Source organism: Streptomyces sp. NPDC051105 (genome assembly GCF_040682795.1).
Classification (GTDB): Bacteria; Actinomycetota; Actinomycetes; order Streptomycetales; family Streptomycetaceae; genus Streptomyces.
Window position 1 is genome coordinate 191,750 of record NZ_JBFBBR010000016.1, and the last position, 16,594, is coordinate 208,343.

The window sequence follows — 16,594 nt, forward strand, 5'->3', positions numbered from 1 at the left end:
GAACGGGCATACATGACCTGGCTCATCACCGGCGGCGCCGGTTACATCGGGGCGCATGTCGTACGCGCGATGACCGAGGCGGGCGAGCGGACGGTGGTGTACGACGACCTGTCCACCGGCGTCGCCGAGCGCGTGCCGGAGGAGGTCCCGCTGGTGGTGGGCGCCACGCTGGACGGCGAGAAGGTGGCGCGCGCCCTGGCCGAGCACGAGGTGACCGGGGTCGTCCACCTGGCGGCGAAGAAGCAGGTGGGCGAGTCGGTGGACCGTCCCCTGCACTACTACCGGGAGAACGTGGAAGGCCTGCGCGTCCTGCTCCAGGCGGTGACGGAGGCGGGGGTCCCGTCCTTCGTGTTCTCCTCCTCCGCGGCGGTCTACGGCATGCCGGACGTCGAGCTGGTGACGGAGGAGACGCCGTGCGTGCCGATGTCGCCGTACGGCGAGACGAAACTGGCGGGTGAGTGGCTGGTCCGGGCGACGGGCCGGGCCACAGGTCTCTCCACAGCCTCGCTCCGCTACTTCAACGTGGCCGGCGCGGCTCGCCCCGAACTCGCCGACGTGGGCGTCTTCAACCTCGTCCCGATGGTCTTCGAGAAGCTCACGGAGGACGCGCCGCCGCGCGTCTTCGGCGACGACTACCCGACACCGGACGGCACCTGTGTCCGTGACTACATCCACGTGGTGGACCTGGCCGAGGCCCATGTGGCGGCGGCCCGCGCCCTCCAGGCCGAGCCGGGCCGCGAACTGACCCTCAACATCGGACGCGGCGAGGGCGTCTCGGTCCGCGAGATGATCGACCGCATCAACGCGGTCACCGGCTACGACCGCCCCCCGACCGTCACCCCGCGCCGCCCCGGCGACCCGGCCCGCGTGGTCGCCTCGGCCGACCGCATCGCCACAGAACTGGGCTGGAAGGCCAAACACGACGTTCAGGACATGATCACCTCAGCCTGGGCGGGCTGGGTACGCCTGCACCCGGAGGCCACCCGAACCTGACCCTTGCCCCCGCCACCCCGGCCCCACTCGCCATCCCGGATCCGCCTGCAGCCCCCGACCTCGCTTGCCTCCCCGGCCCCTTGCCGCCACCCCGGCCACCGCCCGGCATCCGTCCAGCAGCCGCTACCCACACCCACCGCCCGACGGCAAAGCCCCCCACCCAGAGGCAAACGCACCACTCGGCTCCGCGGCTCCGCGGTGCGGCGGTGCGGCGGTCCGGCGGTGCGGCGGTGCGGACGAGAATGGTCGGTCCAGCAGCCGCTACCCACACCCACCGCCCGACGGCAAAGCCCCCACCCAGAGGCAAACGCACCCCCGGTCTGCGTTTCGGCCCCGCGGCCGAGGTTCAACGGCGCCGTGTGGCCGTGCCTCGGCTCCGCGGTCCGGCGGTGGGGCCCGGGATGGTCAGTCCACGGGTCGACGGGCTCGCTTGAGTTCCTCCGAGATGGCCCAGGCGTCCGCCACCGGGCCCATGTGGGCGAGCTTGTCGGGGTTGAGGACCACGCGGATCGCCTGGATCCGGCCGCCGAGGATGTCCAGGGAGAAGGCCTGGAGGACCTTGCCGTCGCGGTCGTGGAAGATCGCGCCCGGCTGGCCGTTGACCTCGTGCTGCTCGCAGCTCACCTCGACCCGGTCCAGCACCGGGAAGACGGCCGCGAGGAGGCGGGCCACGTTCTGGGCGCCGGTGACCGTCCGGGCCAGCTGCGGGGCCTTGCCGCCGCCGTCGCCGACCAGGGACACGTCGGCGGCGAGCAGGTCCTGGAGGCCGGCCAGGTCGCCCTCGTGGAGGGCCTCGAAGAAGCGTGACGCCAGTTCGTCGCGTTCCCTCCGGTCCGCCTCGAAGCGGGGGCGGCCCTCGGCCATGTGGCGCCGGGCCCGTACCGCGAGCTGACGGCAGGCGGCCTCGGAGCGGCCCACCGCCGACGCGACGTCGGGGAAGCCGAAGTCGAACACCTCGCGCAGCACGAAGACGGCTCGCTCCAGCGGACTGAGCCGCTCCAGGAGCAGCAGGGCCGCCATCGACACCGAGTCGGCCAGCTCCGCCGACCGCGCCGGGTCCTCGTAGGGGTCGGCGAGCAGCGGCTCGGGGAACCACGGGCCGACGTACTCCTCGCGCCGGACGCGGGCGGAGCGCAGTACGTCGATCGAGATCCGGGTGACCGCGGCCGACAGGAACGCCTTCGGTGACCTGACCTCCGTCGGCGAGCCCTCGAACCGCAGCCAGCTCTCCTGGACCGCGTCCTCCGCCTCGCTGACGCTGCCCAGGATCCGGTACGCGATCGAGAACAGCAGCGGCCGCAGCTCCTGGAACTCCTCGGTCCTGTTCATGTCCACTCCCCCTTCGACTTCCGTGAACGGGCCGGCCGGTCAGAAGGACGCGGGGCCGCCCCGGCCCACCGCGACGACCAGCGCGAGCACAAGGTAGACCAGGTTCAGCGCCACGAACGCGGTCTCGCCGCGCCGGCCGTGGGTGATCATCGCACCGACCATCAGCAGGACCCAGGCCGCGGCCGTCACGGGCACCAGTACCGGTGCGACACCGACGACCGCGGGCAGGACCAGACCCGCCGCGGCCAGGAGTTCCAGCACGCCGAGCGTCTTGACGAAGCCGCTGCCCACGTCTCCGGTCCAACCGCCGCCGTGGGCCGCGGCCAGCTTCTCCCGGGGTACGAACGTCTTGCTGATCCCACCGGTCAGGGCCACCGCGGCGAGCAGTCCGGCGGCTATCCACAGGGCGAGGTTCATCGTCCACTCCTTGATCGAGGATGCCTGCGCCCTCTACGACGAGACGGCGGCCCCGCCTGTGACATCCCCGGCGGAGTGGTTCACAGCGCCTTGAGCGCCTCCGTGGTGCCGCGGGCCAGCGCCGCCAGATACCCCTTCGGCAGCTTCGGGGTGCGGATCACCACCGAACGCCAGTACAGCGGGCCGGAAATCAAGTCCATGGCCAGGTCGTCGTCGAGGTTCGCGGCGAGTTCGCCGCGCCGCTGGGCCGCCTCGATGATCTTGCTGGCGACGCCGTCCTGACCCTCGCGGAGCGTCTTCTGCATGGCCTCGGCGATCTCCGGGTTGCGGGCCGCCTCGGCCTGGAGGTCCGGGATGATCTGCGAGGCGACCGGGTGCCGCAGCGCACGGGACGTGACCTCGTACAGGAGCCGCAGGTCGCCCTCCAGGGAGCCGGTGTCGGGCACCGGCAGGCCCAGCACCGCGAGAGCCGAGACGACGTCGAGGACGAGGTGCAGCTTGGAGCGCCAGCGGCGGTAGACGGCGGTCTTGCCGACACCCGCGCGGCGCGCGATGCCCTCGATGGACATACGGGCGTATCCGACCGCCGCGAGTTCCTCGAAGACGGCGGCCCGGATGGCCTCGGTCACGTCCTCGCGGAGGACGGCCGCCCCGGCGGGGGCTCGTCGGCGCGGACGCGTCTGGGACTCCTCGGCGTTCGTCGTCATGTCTCCCAGCATAGGGGCGTAACGACGAAACGGTTGCGTCCCGACGAGGCCCACCACCCGATCGTCGCAACAGAGCCGCGCTGAACGACGCCCAGCTCACCGCCGTACCGAGCACGAGTCCGACTCGTCCTTCACAACGAATCGGTCGCGCCCCGACCTCGGAAGTGTCACGGCGCACACCAGTCCGTGACGACGAAACGGTTGCGTTCCGACGCCAACTCGGCCTACGCTCCCGTTGCGACGATACGGTCCCGTCCCGACGTAAGAAAACGTGAAGAGAAGCGTAAGGAAACGCCGGATGACGGGCCGGTGCCCAGCCGGACGCCGCACCCCCACCCCCCCGAGTGAAAGCAGCGGATGTGACCCAGGTTCTCCACACACCGCCCCCGACCCCGGTCACGGCCGAGGACGACCTCGCGGCTCTCGCCGCCCGGCACGGACTCTCGGTCAGCGGCGCCCGTCCCTCCCTGCCGGCGTACGTCCGGCAGCTGTGGGCGCGGCGGCACTTCATCACCGCGTTCGCCACCGCCAAGCTCACCGCCCAGTACGCGCAGGCGAAGCTCGGCCAGGTCTGGCAGGTGATGACCCCGCTGCTGAACGCCACGGTGTACTACTTCATCTTCGGAGTCCTGCTCGACACCAAGCGGAACGTGCCGGACTACATCCCGTTCCTGGTCACGGGCGTGTTCATCTGGACGTTCACGTCGAGCTCGATCATGACCGGCACCCGCGCGATCGCCGGCAACCTCGGTCTCGTCCGCGCCCTGCACTTCCCGCGCGCCGCGCTCCCGATCTCCTTCTGCCTCCAGCAGCTCCAGCAGCTGCTGTTCTCGATGGCCGCCCTGGTCGTGATCCTGCTCTGCTTCGGCGTTCCGGTGGCCGCGTCCTGGCTGCTGGCCATCCCGGCGCTGCTCCTGCAGTTCACCTTCAACACCGGCATGTCGCTGATCATGGCCCGCTGGGGCGCCAAGACCCCTGACATCGCCCAGCTGATGCCGTTCGTGCTGCGCACCTGGATGTACATCTCCGGCGTCATGTGGAGCATCGACAAGCTGACCGGCCAGCACAAGGATCTGCCCAGCTGGGTGGCCCCGGTACTCAAGGCCAACCCGTCCGCCGTCTACATCGACCTGATGCGCTTCTCCCTGATCGACAGCTTCCACGCCAGCCAGCTGCCGGCGCATGTGTGGATCATCGCGACCGGCTGGGCCCTGGTCATCGGCGTCGGCGGCTTCATCTACTTCTGGAAGGCTGAGGAGACGTACGGCCGTGGCTGAGAACGTGAGCGACACCCGCAGCGGGGGCGACACCCGCATCCCCACCGTCATCGCCGACCGTGTCGACATCGTCTACCGGGTCAACGGCACCGGCGCCGGCCGCGGCTCCGCCACCGCCGCCCTCAACCGCATGCTGCGCGGCAAGAAGGTCGAGAAGGCGGCCGGCGTCCGCAAGGTGCACGCCGTCAAGAGCGTCTCGTTCGTCGCCTACAAGGGCGAGGCGATCGGTCTCATCGGCACCAACGGTTCCGGCAAGTCCACCCTGCTCAAGGCGGTAGCCGGACTGCTCCCGGTGGAGAACGGCGCCATCTACACCGACGGCCAGCCCTCCCTCCTCGGCGTCAACGCGGCCCTCATGGGCGACCTGACCGGCGAGAAGAACGTCTACCTGGGCGGCCTCGCCATGGGCATGTCCCGCGAGGAGATCAAGGAGCGCTACCAGGAGATCGTCGACTTCTCCGGCATCAACGAGAAGGGCGACTTCATCACCCTGCCGATGCGGACCTACTCCTCCGGCATGGGCGCCCGGCTGCGGTTCTCCATCGCCGCCGCCAAGGACCACGACGTCCTGCTCATCGACGAGGCGCTGGCCACCGGTGACGCGAAGTTCCGGATCCGGTCCGAGGAGCGGATCCGCGAGCTGCGCCAGCACGCGGGCACGGTGTTCCTGGTCAGCCACAGCAACAAGTCCATCCGTGACACCTGCGAGCGGGTGCTGTGGCTGGAGCGCGGTGAGCTGCGCATGGACGGGCCGACCGAGGAGGTCCTCCAGGAGTACGAGGCCTTCACCGGCGACAAGGCGAAGCCCAAGCCGAAGCCCAAGCCCAAGGCCGCGCCGCCGAAGCAGGCCGATGCTTCCGATGCTTCCGATGCTTCGAAGGTCTCCCAGCCCTCCTGAAGCAGAGGTACACCCCCGAGCCGCGCCGTCCCACACGGCGCGGCTCGTGTCCGTCCGGAACACCCACGTCGGCGAACCATCACCGCCGAGACAGAAACCGAGAGCCGAGAGCCGAGACAGAAACCGAGACACGAAAGGCGCCCCGAGCCGTCACCGGCCCGGGGCGCCTTTCGTGTCGTACGACTACGACTACGACTACGACTACGACTACGACCGACTACGAGTGCGCGCGCAGCAGCGTCCGCATCGTCCGCATGGCCACCGACAGGTTGGCCAGGTCGAAGGAGTCCGAGCTGCGGATCTCCTCCAGCGTGGACCGGGCCCGGCCCAGGATGGCGGCGTTCTTCTGCTCCCAGGCCTGGTAGCGCTGCTCCGGCGTCGAGGTGCCGTTGCCCGCGGCGAGCACGTCGGCGGTGAGCATCGCGTGGGCCGCGTACAGGTCCTCGCGGATGGAGGCGCGGGCCATCGACTGCCAGCGGTCGGCGCGCGGGAGTTCGATGATGCGGTCCATCAGCTGGGACACACCGAGACGGTCGGCGAGGTCGTAGTAGACCTCGGCGACGTCCAGCGGCTCCTTGCCCGTGCGGTCGGCCACCGAGACGATGTCCAGCGCCGGGAAGGCCGAGGAGAAGCCAGCCACGCGGGCCGCAACCTCGTCCGGGACACCGGCCGCGGACAGCTCGTCGTACACGTGCTGGTACCACTCCAGGTCCGCGCCGCGCAGCAACTTGGGCAGCTGCTGCCAGACCTGCTCGACCCGCTCGGAGAAGAAGTCGACGGTGTCGAGCAGCTCCAGCGGCTGCGGCCGGTTGTTGAGCAGCCAGCGGGTGCCGCGCTCCACCAGACGGCGGGAGTGCAGCCGGATCCGGGTCTGGACGGCCGCGTCGACCTTGTTGTCCAGCTCCTCGACCGCGTCCCACACCGGGGCGGAGCGGAAGATCGCACGCGCCGCGGTCTGCGCCCGGACGATCTCCTCCAGGGAGGCCCCGGTCTCCTCCCGCAGCCGGTGCAGATAGGTCGTGCCACCAGTGTTGACCGTGTCGTTGACCAGGACCGTGGTGGTGATCTCGCGGCGCAGCGGGTGGGTGGCGAGCGCGGCGGCGAAGCGCTCGCGCAGGGGCGCCGGGAAGTACGCGTGCAGCAGGCCGCTCAGATACGGGTCGTCCGGCAGCGTGGTCGCCAGCAGCTCGTCGGCGACCGTGATCTTCGTGTACGCCAGCAGGACGGCCGTCTCCGGCCCGGTCAGGCCCTGGCCGGAGCCGAGGCGCTCGCGGATCTGCCGGTCGGTGGGCAGGAACTCGAGGGCCCGGTCGAGATGGCCCTCCCTGACCAGGTGGCGGATGAACCGCTGCTGGGCGTGGAGCATGTCCTTGGACTGGGCCAGCGCGTTGGCGATCGCCACGTTCTGCGCGTAGTTGTTGCGCAGCACCAGCGAGCCGACCTCGTCGGTCATCTCGGCGAGCAGCTTGTTGCGCTGCTTGACCGTCATGTCGCCGTCCGCGACCACGCCGTTGAGCAGGATCTTGATGTTCACCTCATGGTCGGAGGTGTCCACGCCGGCGCTGTTGTCGATGGCATCGGTGTTGATCTTGCCGCCCTGGCGGGCGAACTCGATCCGGCCGAGCTGGGTCAGGCCCAGGTTGCCGCCCTCGCCGACGACCTTGACGCGCAGGTCGGCGCCGTCGACGCGGATGGCGTCGTTGGCCTTGTCGCCGACGTCCGCGTTCGACTCGGTCGACGCCTTGACGTAGGTGCCGATGCCGCCGTTCCACAGCAGGTCGACCTGTGCCTTGAGGATCGCCTTCATCAGCTCGGCCGGGGTCAGCTTGGCCACCTTCTCCTCGATGCCGAGGGCCTCCCGGATATGGGCGTTGACCTGGATCGCCTTGGCGCTGCGCGGGAAGATCCCGCCGCCCGCCGAGAGCAGTTCGGTGTTGTAGTCGGCCCAGCTGGAGCGGGGCAGTTCGAACAGCCGGCGGCGCTCGGCGTAGCCGGTGGCCGCGTCCGGGGTGGGGTCGATGAAGATGTGCCGGTGGTCGAAGGCGGCGACCAGGCGGATGTGCTCGCTCAGCAGCATGCCGTTGCCGAACACGTCACCGGACATGTCACCGATGCCGACGACGGTGAAGTCCTCGGCCTGCGTGTTGACGCCCAGCTCCCGGAAGTGCCGCTTCACCGACTCCCAGGCGCCGCGCGCGGTGATGCCCATGCCCTTGTGGTCGTAGCCCGCGCTGCCGCCGGAGGCGAAGGCGTCGCCGAGCCAGAAGTTGTAGCTGCCGGCGACCTCGTTGGCGATGTCGGAGAACGTGGCCGTGCCCTTGTCGGCCGCCACCACCAGGTAGGTGTCGTCCTCGTCGTGCCGGACCACGTCCTGCGGGGGCACGACCTCGCCGGCCACCATGTTGTCGGTGATGTCGAGCAGCGCCGAGATGAACGTCTTGTAGCTGGCGATGCCCTCGGCCAGCCACGCGTCCCGGTCCTTCGCCGGATCCGGCAGCTGCTTGGCGACGAACCCGCCCTTGGCGCCGACCGGCACGATGACGGTGTTCTTGACCATCTGCGCCTTGACCAGGCCGAGGATCTCGGTCCGGAAGTCCTCACGCCGGTCGGACCAGCGCAGACCGCCGCGTGCGACCTTGCCGAAGCGCAGGTGCACACCCTCCACGCGCGGCGAGTACACCCAGATCTCGAACGCCGGGCGCGGCGCCGGGAGGTCCGGGATGGCCTGCGGGTCGAACTTCATGGAGACGTACGTGTGCGGGGTGCCCTCGACCGTCTCCTGGAAGAAGTTGGTGCGCAGCGTCGCCTTGATGACGGTCAGGAAGGAGCGCAGGATGCGGTCCTCGTCGAGACTCGCCACCTGGTCCAGCGCCGCGTCCAGCTCTTCGAGCAGGGCGTCGGTGATCTCCAGGCCGGCCTTCTGCCGGTCCGGCGACATCCGCGCCTCGAACAGGGAGACGAGCAGCCGCGTGGTGTGGACGTTGTGGCGGAGCGTGGTCTCCATGTAGTCCTGGCTGAACGTGGAGCCGGCCTGCCGCAGGTACTTGGCGTACGCCCGCAGCACCATCGCCTGCCGCCAGCTCAGCCCGGCGCTCAGCACCAGCGCGTTGAAGCCGTCGTTCTCCGCGAGGCCGGTCCAGGTCGCGGCGAAGGCGTCCTGGAACCGCTCACGGCCGTCGTCGCCCAGGTAGTCGCCGTTGCCGCCGCCCGCCGTCTTCGGCATCCGCATCCCGAAGTCGTAGATCCACGCGGTCGTCCGGTCCGAGCAGCGCAGTTCGTAAGGCCGCTCGTCGATCACCTCGACGCCCAGCCGGTTGAGAACCGGCAGTACCGCCGACAGGGAGATCGCCGCGCCCTTGCGGTAGATCTTGAAGCGGCGCTCGTCGGGGGCGGCGCCCACCGGCTCGTAGAGGCTGAGCGCGAAGTCGTTGCCCGGCTCCTCGGTGAGCCGCTCCAGGTGGACCAGGTCGGCGACCGCCGCACGCGGGGTGTGGTCGGCCTTGTAGCCCTCGGGGAAGGAGTTCGTGTAGCGGCGCTGCAGCTCGGCCGCGCGCTCCTCGCCGCACTCGGCGTTGAGCGCCTCGACGAAGCTGTCGGACCAGGAGCGGGCCGCCTCGACCAGACGGGCCTCGATGCGGTCCTTGTCGGCGTCGGACAACTCGGGCAGCTCGGTGCCCTGCGGGACCCGGACGACGAAGTGCAGCCGGGAGAGGATCGACTCGGTGTTCCAGGCCGTGAAGTCGACGCTGATGCCGCCGAGTTCCTCCTTCAGGATGTCGATGATCCGCAGCCGGACACCGGTGGTGTAGCGGTCGCGGGGAAGGTAGACGAGGGCCGAGTAGTAGCGGCCGTACTCGTCCTGTCGCAGGTAGAGGCGGAGCCGTCGGCGTTCCTGGAGGTAGAGGACGCTCGTGACGATCGACTCCAGCTCGGGGACCGGGGTCTGGAACAGCTCGTCGCGCGGGAAGGTCTCCATGATCTGGAGCAGGTCGCGGCCGTCGTGGCTGTTGGGCGAGAAGCCGGCCCGGTCGAGCACCGCGTCGACCTTGCGGCGGATGACGGGCACCCGGCGCACCGACTCGGTGTACGCGGCGGACGAGAACAGGCCCAGGAAGCGGCGCTCACCGACGACGTTGCCGTCCGCGTCGAACTTCTTGACACCGATGTAGTCCAGGTACGACGGCCGGTGCACGGTCGCCCGGCTGTTCGCCTTGGTCAGGATGAGGAGCTTGTGCTCGCGGGCCTTGGCGCGCGCGTCGGCCGGGAGCCGCTCGAAGGAAGGGCTGACCGGATGGCCCTCCTCACCGGCGTGGGGCGGGTCGGAGCGCAGGATGCCGAGCCCGGTGCCGGGCACCGCGCCCAGCGAGTCGTCCTCGCGCAGCTGGTACTCGCGGAAGCCGAGGAAGGTGAAGTGGTCGGCGGCCAGCCAGCGCAGCAGCTCCCGGGCCTCCTCGACCTCGGGGCGGGGCAGGTCACCGGGGACCGGCTCGTCGCCGAGGTCCTCGGCGATACGGACCGCCGCCTCCCGCATCTTCTCCCAGTCCTCGACGGCCTCCCGGACGTCGGACAGCACCCGCAGCAGATCGACGGTGATCTGCTTGAGGTCGGCGCGGTCGGTCTCGCGGTCGATCTCGACGTGGATCCAGGACTCGATGTGCGCGTCGTGCGGCAGTTCCTCGCCGACGGCCGGGGTGGGCAGCATCTCGATGAGCTTGCCGGTGAGGTCGCGGCGCACGACGAACTGAGGGTGGATGACGACGTGGATGCCGCGCCCCTGCCGGGTCAGCTCGTTGGTGACCGAGTCGACGAGGAAAGGCATGTCGTCGGTGACGACCTCCACCACGCTGTGGCTGCAGGTCCACCCGTTCTCCTCGACCGTCGGGGTGTGGACCCGGACGTTCGCGGTGCCCTGCGGGCGGGTCTCGGCGAGACGGAAGTGCGAGACGGCTGCGCCGAAGACGTCGACCGGGTCACGGTCGGCGAGGTCCTCTGGCGCGGTGTGCAGGTAGTAGCGCTGAAGGAACGCGAACACGGACTCCTGGTCCGCCGTCCCCGTCGTCCCAGTCGGTAGGTGCCCCCCTGCCGGGCTGTTCTCAGCTACCCGGGCGGCCCGTTCGAGCAGCTCGGCCTTGGCTTCGTCCAGCTTGGTCTGCATTGTCCTCTGGCTCCTGTCGCGCGCCATTGCGTGACGTAGAAGGAAGTACGGGCTCTTCCCCCTGCGGCTCGACGCCACGGCCGGGGTCTCCGGTCTGCTCCGACGCTATGCCGCAGGGTGAGACGAGCGGGGGGTATTCGGCCATTCTCGACATGCCCCGAGGGTGTGACGTCGCTCTCGGCGACGCCGCTACCAGGGCCGTTTCGGGTGCCCTCCGCCCGCGAAGACCAGCGACCGCCGCCCGGTCACGGAGGTGTTCCGTGCTCACCGGGCGCAGGGCAGGGGCGCCGACGCCCCCGCGAACTATCGCGCTGATCACGCCACCAAGGCTATCGCTCCTCACCCCGGGGCCGTCATGAGCCGTATGTGTACAAAAGAGGGGGTGGAACTTTGACGTTCTGCACAGCGACGCGGCGCTCGCCCCCACCGCTCACGCCACCAGCCGCTCACGCCACCAGCCGCTCCGCCTCCTCGACCGCCTCGGCCAGTGAGTCCACGACCGGCACCCCGACCTCTTCGAGGCTCGCCCTGCCGTGCGACCCCCCGGTGTACAGCACCGCCTTCGCCCCCACGGCCTGCGCGGCCACCGCATCGTCCGCCGCGTCCCCGATCACCACGGTCCGCCCGGGCTGCACTTCCCCCAGCGACCGCAGATGCCGCACCATGTGCTCGGCCTTGCTGCCCCCGGACGGCCCGACCCGCCCCTCGACCCGTATGAAGTGCGGCTCGATCCCGAATCCCCGCACCAGCGGCACGAGTTCGTCATGCGTGTACATGCTCAGCAGCGACTGGCTGCGTCCCTCCGCGATCCACCCCGCCAGCAGTTCGGCGGCCCCGTCGGTCAGCCCGCACCGCCCCCGGTGCTCGGCGTAGTACCTGTGGAAGATCACGTCCATGACCTCCCACTCGGCGTCGGTCGGCAGCCGCCCCATCAGCCGCTCGTAGAACTTCGGCACCGGCACGCAGTACAGCGCCCGGTACTGCTCCAGCGTGATCGGCGCCAGGCCCAGCTCGGCCGAGGCCGCGTTCGTCGCCCCGATGATCGCGTCGTTGTCGTGGAACAGCGTCCCGTTCCAGTCCCAGACGATGTGTGCGCTGTGGTGCTTCCGCATGCCAAAAACGCTACCCGCCCGCACTGACAATCAAGACCGCTGACACATCATCGCAGGTCACAGACGTTCGACTGGGTCCCGCCGAGCCCGCTCAGCCGTCCAGCCCCACCAGGTTCGGGATCTCCTGCGTCGCGTACCAGAGCAGTTCGTGGTCCTCGGCCCCGTCCACGACGAACTGCGCGTCGTCGTCCCCGCCGTCCGCCGCCGGGAGCGCCCCGGCCGCCGCGGCCACGTCCGCCTCCGCGTCGTCGGAGTCGACGTGCACCGCGGCCGCCTTGGCCAGTGCCACCGTTCCGGCCACCCGCACCTCGCCCAGCGCCGCCGGGTCGAGCCCGCGGTCCGGGTCCGCCGCCGCCGCGCCGTCGGGGACGTCCACGGCGACCACGACCCGGCGACGCATCGCGCCCGGGTCGGCGGCCAGCAGCCGCAGCGAGGCGAGCGCGGCCCGGTTCAGCGCGGCGTACTCCAGCTCCTCTATGTCGTCGGAGAGGTACCACTCGCGGAGCGCGGGCGTGACGGCGTAGGCGACGAACGGACCGGTCCCCAGCTCGCCCGTCTTGTGCGCCTCGGCGAGCCCGGGGAGGGTCAGGGGGACGTAGACGCGCATGGCTGGCCGCTCTCTTCTGGACTCTTCGACTCTGCGTCTCCCGAAGGTCCTGGCGCCTCCCGGAGGGCCTTCAGGATACGTGCGGGCGTCCCCTTTCGGGTCCCGGGCGGTGACGTCGGGGGCGTCCACCCGGCGCCCGGCGATTCACCCGGTGCCGCCGCGCGCCCAGAGGGTTTCCCGGACCCCCGATCACTCGGATAGGTGAACCCTCCTGGGCCCCCGACACGGGCCGGCACCGCCTTGCTGCCGCCGTCCCGACCCCCGTACAAGATCCTCAACCGCAAGTTACCGCCCGGTACCCGCCGGGTCCGCCGAACGGGGATCCCCATGAACAAGGTCATGACCAGGACCGCCCAGCTCCGCCCGGGCACCCGCCCGCCAGGCCGCCGCGACTCCCGCCGTCCCGGTGTGCCCTCCTCCCGCAGGCCGCTGGCACCTCCGGCGGCCCCGCCGAGCCCGCGCCCCACCGATCTCTTCGCGGAGCGTCTGCTGGCCGTCCTCAGCGGCCGCCGCCCCGTCCACTGGATGCTCCGGCACACGGCGGGACCCGCCTACGACGACCTGGCCCGCCTCGCCGAACGCGGCCCCCTGCGCACCCGCGGTACCGATCCCGTCGTCCGCGACATCGGCTACTACGTCCCCCGCGCCGGCGCCCTGGAGGTCTTCGCCCGCATCGCCGCGGGCGACCGGCTGCGCGCCATGGCCTTCCGCCTGGAACAGAGCCCCGACCTGCGCTGGCGCTGCACAGCAGTGGAACTGGGCGGCCCCCGAGCACCGCACGGCGACTAGTGCTGTGACCGGGAGGGTCTGCCGGGAAGCTCGCGGCGTCCGGTGCGGTGCATCGGTGCGGTGCATCGCAAGGCGGAGCATCACCCGCGTGCTGGCTGTACTCGGGTGGTGCGACAACGCGGCGAGGTGCCGTGCCGGGCGTCGCGAGCCGGTGAACCTTTCCGGTCGCGGCACTAGCCCGGCAGAAGGCCCCCCGGCCACAAACCGAAGGGCCGGCCCCCCTTTCGGGGTGGCCGGCCCTGGTGGACGCTGTCGGTGCCGTTACTTCCGGCGGCGGCGGCTGCCCTTCGCCTGCTTGCGGCGCTCCGCGCGGGTGAGGCCGTCCGCCTCGGAGCGGGCCGGCTCCTCGTCGCCGTAGTCGAAGTCGCCCTCGACGATGCCGCCCTCGCCGTCCACGGTGGCCGCCGAGAAGTGCATGCCCCGCCGCTGCGGCGCCTCCAGGCCCTTCGCACGGATCTCGGGACGCGAGCCCGCCTGGGCCGGCACCGCGTCCTGGACGCCCGCCGCCTCGGTGTCCTCGACCGGGACCTCCTCGACCTGCTGCTCGACCTGGACCTCCAGGTTGAACAGGTAGCCGACGGACTCCTCCTTGATGCCGTCCATCATCGCGGTGAACATGTCGAAGCCCTCGCGCTGGTACTCGACCAGCGGGTCCTTCTGGGCCATCGCGCGCAGGCCGATGCCCTCCTGGAGGTAGTCCATCTCGTAGAGGTGTTCGCGCCACTTGCGGTCGAGGACCGAGAGCACGACCCGGCGCTCCAGCTCACGCATGATCTCGGAGCCGAGCTGCGCCTCGCGCGACTCGTACTGCTCGTGGATGTCGTCCTTGATGGACTCGGAGATGTACTCGGCGGTCAGGCCCGCACGGTCGCCGGCCGCCTCCTCCAGCTCCTCGACGGTGACCTTGACCGGGTAGAGCTGCTTGAAAGCGCCCCACAGACGGTCGAGGTCCCAGTCCTCCGGGAAGCCCTCTGCGGTCTCCGCGCCCACGTACGCGTCGATCGTGTCGTCCATGAAGTGATGGATCTGCTCCTGCAGGTCCTCGCCCTCCAGGACGCGGCGGCGCTCGCCGTAGATGACCTCGCGCTGGCGGTTGAGCACCTCGTCGTACTTCAGGACGTTCTTACGGGTCTCGAAGTTCTGCTGCTCGACCTGCGACTGCGCGGACGCGATCGCGCGGGTGACCATCTTGTTCTCGATGGGCACATCGTCCGGCACGTTCGCCATGGACATCACGCGCTCGACCATCTGGGCCTTGAACAGGCGCATCAGGTCGTCGCCGAGGGAGAGGTAGAAGCGGGACTCACCGGGGTCGCCCTGACGGCCGGAACGACCGCGCAGCTGGTTGTCGATCCGGCGCGACTCGTGCCGCTCGGTGCCGAGGACGTAGAGGCCGCCGAGTTCCTTGACCTCTTCGAACTCGGCCTTCACCGCCCGCTCGGCCTTCTCCAGGGCGGCGGGCAGGGCCTGCGCCCACTCCTCGATGTGCTCGTCGGGGTCGAGGCCGCGCTGGCGCAGCTCCGCCTCGGCGAGGTCCTCGGGGTTGCCGCCGAGCTTGATGTCCGTACCACGGCCGGCCATGTTGGTGGCCACCGTCACGGCACCCTTGCGGCCGGCCTGGGCGACGATCGAGGCCTCGCGCTCGTGGTGCTTGGCGTTGAGAACCTCGTGCTGGATGCCGCGCTTGGAGAGCTGCTGCGAGAGGTACTCCGACTTCTCGACGGAGGTCGTGCCGACGAGAATCGGCTGGCCCTTCTCGTGCTTCTCCGCGATGTCGTCGACGACCGCCTCGAACTTGGCGACCTCGGTGCGGTAGATCAGGTCCGACTGGTCCTTGCGGACCATCGGCCGGTTCGTCGGGATCGGGACCACACCGAGCTTGTAGATCTGGTGGAACTCCGCGGCCTCGGTCATGGCCGTACCGGTCATGCCGGACAGGCCGGGCTGTTCCTTGCCGTTGTGGTCGTGGCGCTTGTAGAGGCGGAAGAAGTTCTGCAGGGTGATCGTGGCGAGGGTCTGGTTCTCGTCCTTGATGTCCACCCCTTCCTTCGCCTCGATCGCCTGGTGCATGCCCTCGTTGTAGCGGCGGCCGGCGAGGATACGGCCGGTGTGCTCGTCGACGATCATGACTTCGCCGTCCATGACGACGTAGTCCTTGTCCTTCTTGAAGAGCTCCTTCGCCTTGATGGCGTTGTTCAGGTAGCCCACCAGAGGCGTGTTCACCGACTCGTAGAGGTTGTCGATGCCCAGCCAGTCCTCGACCTTGGAGACGCCGGACTCGTGGATCGCGACCGTGCGCTTCTTCTCGTCGACCTCGTAGTCGCCGGTCTCCTCGACGCCCTTGAGCGGGTTGCCGGCCTCGCCCTTCTTCAGGCGCAGGACCAGCTTGGCGAAGTCGCCGTACCACTTGGTGGCCTGGTCGGCCGGGCCGGAGATGATCAGCGGCGTACGGGCCTCGTCGACCAGGATGGAGTCGACCTCGTCGACGATCGCGAAGTTGTGGCCGCGCTGGACCAGTTCGTCCTGCGCCCACGCCATGTTGTCGCGCAGGTAGTCGAAGCCGAACTCGTTGTTCGTGCCGTACGTGATGTCGCATGCGTACTGCTCGCGGCGCTGGGCCGGCGACATGTTGGCGAGGATGCAGCCGACGCTCAGGCCCAGGAACTTGTGGACGCGGCCCATCATCTCGGAGTCGCGCTCGGCCAGGTAGTCGTTGACCGTGATGAGGTGGACGCCCTTGCCCGACAGCGCGTTGAGGTACGCGGGCAGGGTACCGACGAGGGTCTTGCCCTCACCGGTCTTCATCTCGGCCACGTAGCCCAGGTGCAGGGCCGCGCCGCCCATGATCTGCACGTCGTAGTGACGCTGGCCGAGGGCGCGCTTGGCGGCCTCGCGGACGGTGGCGAACGCCTCGGGGAGCAGGTCGTCGAGGCTCTCTCCGTCGGCGTAGCGCTGCTTGTACTCATCGGTGAGGGCCCGCAGCTCGGCGTCGGAGAGGTCGACGAAGTCCTCTTCGATGGAGTTGACCTGGTCCGCGATGCGGTGCAGCTTGCGCAGGATCTTGCCTTCGCCTGCACGCATGATCTTCGAGAGGACGGACACGGGGGTTTGTCTCCTTGCCGGTCGGGCCTGGGACGGTCGGTTTCCATTGGACGTACTGAGCAACGGCCATCGTATGCGAGGACCCGGCCGCGCCGGGAGGCCTGGCGGCCCGACGGCCGTCCGTCGCTTTCCGGAGGGCTCCGCGAGCCCCCTTCGGGTGACTCTTCCGGGTGGGTATTCGGTTGTGCCGGGTGGTGGCGCCAGGTTT

At 70.0% G+C, this 16,594-nt stretch carries 11 protein-coding genes; 4 read left to right on the forward strand and 7 right to left on the reverse strand.

From position 1 onward, the window contains the following. Positions 1-12 precede the first annotated feature (12 nt). Complete coding sequence (gene galE, locus AB0N16_RS33075) at positions 13-993, forward strand: UDP-glucose 4-epimerase GalE (protein WP_365803157.1); 981 nt, start codon at positions 13-15, stop codon at positions 991-993. A 405-nt stretch (positions 994-1,398) separates the two neighbouring features. On the opposite strand, the gene AB0N16_RS33080 is transcribed toward galE, so the two are convergent. The 3 genes from AB0N16_RS33080 to AB0N16_RS33090 form a co-directional block, all read right to left on the reverse strand. Then, the gene (locus tag AB0N16_RS33080; RefSeq protein WP_365803159.1) at positions 1,399-2,322 is read right to left on the reverse strand and encodes an RNA polymerase sigma-70 factor; all 924 of its coding nucleotides are present in this window, start codon (positions 2,320-2,322) and stop codon (positions 1,399-1,401) included. Between the two features lie 39 nt (positions 2,323-2,361). Next, entirely contained in the window at positions 2,362-2,739 is a 378-nt protein-coding gene (locus AB0N16_RS33085) for a DoxX family protein (protein ID WP_365803161.1), read from the reverse strand. Positions 2,740-2,819: 80 nt separating this feature from the next. Beyond that, complete coding sequence (locus AB0N16_RS33090) at positions 2,820-3,446, reverse strand: TetR/AcrR family transcriptional regulator (RefSeq protein WP_351701481.1); 627 nt, start codon at positions 3,444-3,446, stop codon at positions 2,820-2,822. Between the two features lie 359 nt (positions 3,447-3,805). Here AB0N16_RS33090 and AB0N16_RS33095 point away from each other — a divergent pair, with 359 nt between their 5' ends. Beyond that, positions 3,806-4,723 (forward strand): ABC transporter permease, encoded by a 918-nt coding sequence (locus AB0N16_RS33095; protein ID WP_365803164.1) that lies wholly within the window; start codon positions 3,806-3,808, stop codon positions 4,721-4,723. Beyond that, the gene (locus tag AB0N16_RS33100; RefSeq protein ID WP_365803166.1) at positions 4,716-5,621 is read left to right on the forward strand and encodes an ABC transporter ATP-binding protein; all 906 of its coding nucleotides are present in this window, start codon (positions 4,716-4,718) and stop codon (positions 5,619-5,621) included. Before AB0N16_RS33095 ends, AB0N16_RS33100 begins: the two co-directional genes overlap by 8 nt. Before the next feature lie 217 nt (positions 5,622-5,838). Here AB0N16_RS33100 and AB0N16_RS33105 read toward each other — a convergent pair whose 3' ends face one another. The 3 genes from AB0N16_RS33105 to AB0N16_RS33115 form a co-directional block, all read right to left on the reverse strand. After that, positions 5,839-10,776 carry an NAD-glutamate dehydrogenase gene (locus tag AB0N16_RS33105; protein ID WP_365803168.1) on the reverse strand — a complete coding sequence of 1,646 codons (4,938 nt, stop codon included), beginning with the start codon at positions 10,774-10,776 and terminating at the stop codon, positions 5,839-5,841. A gap of 446 nt (positions 10,777-11,222) precedes the next feature. After that, positions 11,223-11,888, reverse strand: coding sequence for an HAD family hydrolase (locus tag AB0N16_RS33110; RefSeq protein WP_365803170.1), 666 nt, complete (start codon positions 11,886-11,888; stop codon positions 11,223-11,225). Between the two features lie 91 nt (positions 11,889-11,979). Then, entirely contained in the window at positions 11,980-12,495 is a 516-nt protein-coding gene (locus AB0N16_RS33115; protein ID WP_365803172.1) for a hypothetical protein, read from the reverse strand. Between the two features lie 327 nt (positions 12,496-12,822). Here AB0N16_RS33115 and AB0N16_RS33120 point away from each other — a divergent pair, with 327 nt between their 5' ends. Beyond that, positions 12,823-13,284: an Rv3235 family protein gene (locus tag AB0N16_RS33120; protein WP_365803174.1), complete on the forward strand. Its 462-nt coding sequence runs from the start codon at positions 12,823-12,825 to the stop codon at positions 13,282-13,284. A gap of 261 nt (positions 13,285-13,545) precedes the next feature. On the opposite strand, the gene secA is transcribed toward AB0N16_RS33120, so the two are convergent. Beyond that, positions 13,546-16,386, reverse strand: a complete 2,841-nt coding sequence (secA, locus tag AB0N16_RS33125) for a preprotein translocase subunit SecA (protein ID WP_365803176.1) — start codon at positions 16,384-16,386, stop codon at positions 13,546-13,548. Positions 16,387-16,594 lie beyond the last annotated feature (208 nt).

Bases quoted from the DNA above. Each gene is read 5' to 3' on its own strand.
- galE (WP_365803157.1), top strand. From the start codon at position 13: ATGACCTGGCTCATCACCGGCGGCGCCGGTTACATCGGGGCGCATGTC.
- AB0N16_RS33110 (WP_365803170.1), bottom strand. From the start codon at position 11,888: ATGCGGAAGCACCACAGCGCACACATCGTCTGGGACTGGAACGGGACG.
- AB0N16_RS33120 (WP_365803174.1), top strand. From the start codon at position 12,823: ATGAACAAGGTCATGACCAGGACCGCCCAGCTCCGCCCGGGCACCCGC.
- AB0N16_RS33090 (WP_351701481.1), bottom strand. From the start codon at position 3,446: ATGACGACGAACGCCGAGGAGTCCCAGACGCGTCCGCGCCGACGAGCC.
- AB0N16_RS33085 (WP_365803161.1), bottom strand. From the start codon at position 2,739: ATGAACCTCGCCCTGTGGATAGCCGCCGGACTGCTCGCCGCGGTGGCC.
- AB0N16_RS33080 (WP_365803159.1), bottom strand. From the start codon at position 2,322: ATGAACAGGACCGAGGAGTTCCAGGAGCTGCGGCCGCTGCTGTTCTCG.
- AB0N16_RS33115 (WP_365803172.1), bottom strand. From the start codon at position 12,495: ATGCGCGTCTACGTCCCCCTGACCCTCCCCGGGCTCGCCGAGGCGCAC.
- AB0N16_RS33105 (WP_365803168.1), bottom strand. From the start codon at position 10,776: ATGCAGACCAAGCTGGACGAAGCCAAGGCCGAGCTGCTCGAACGGGCC.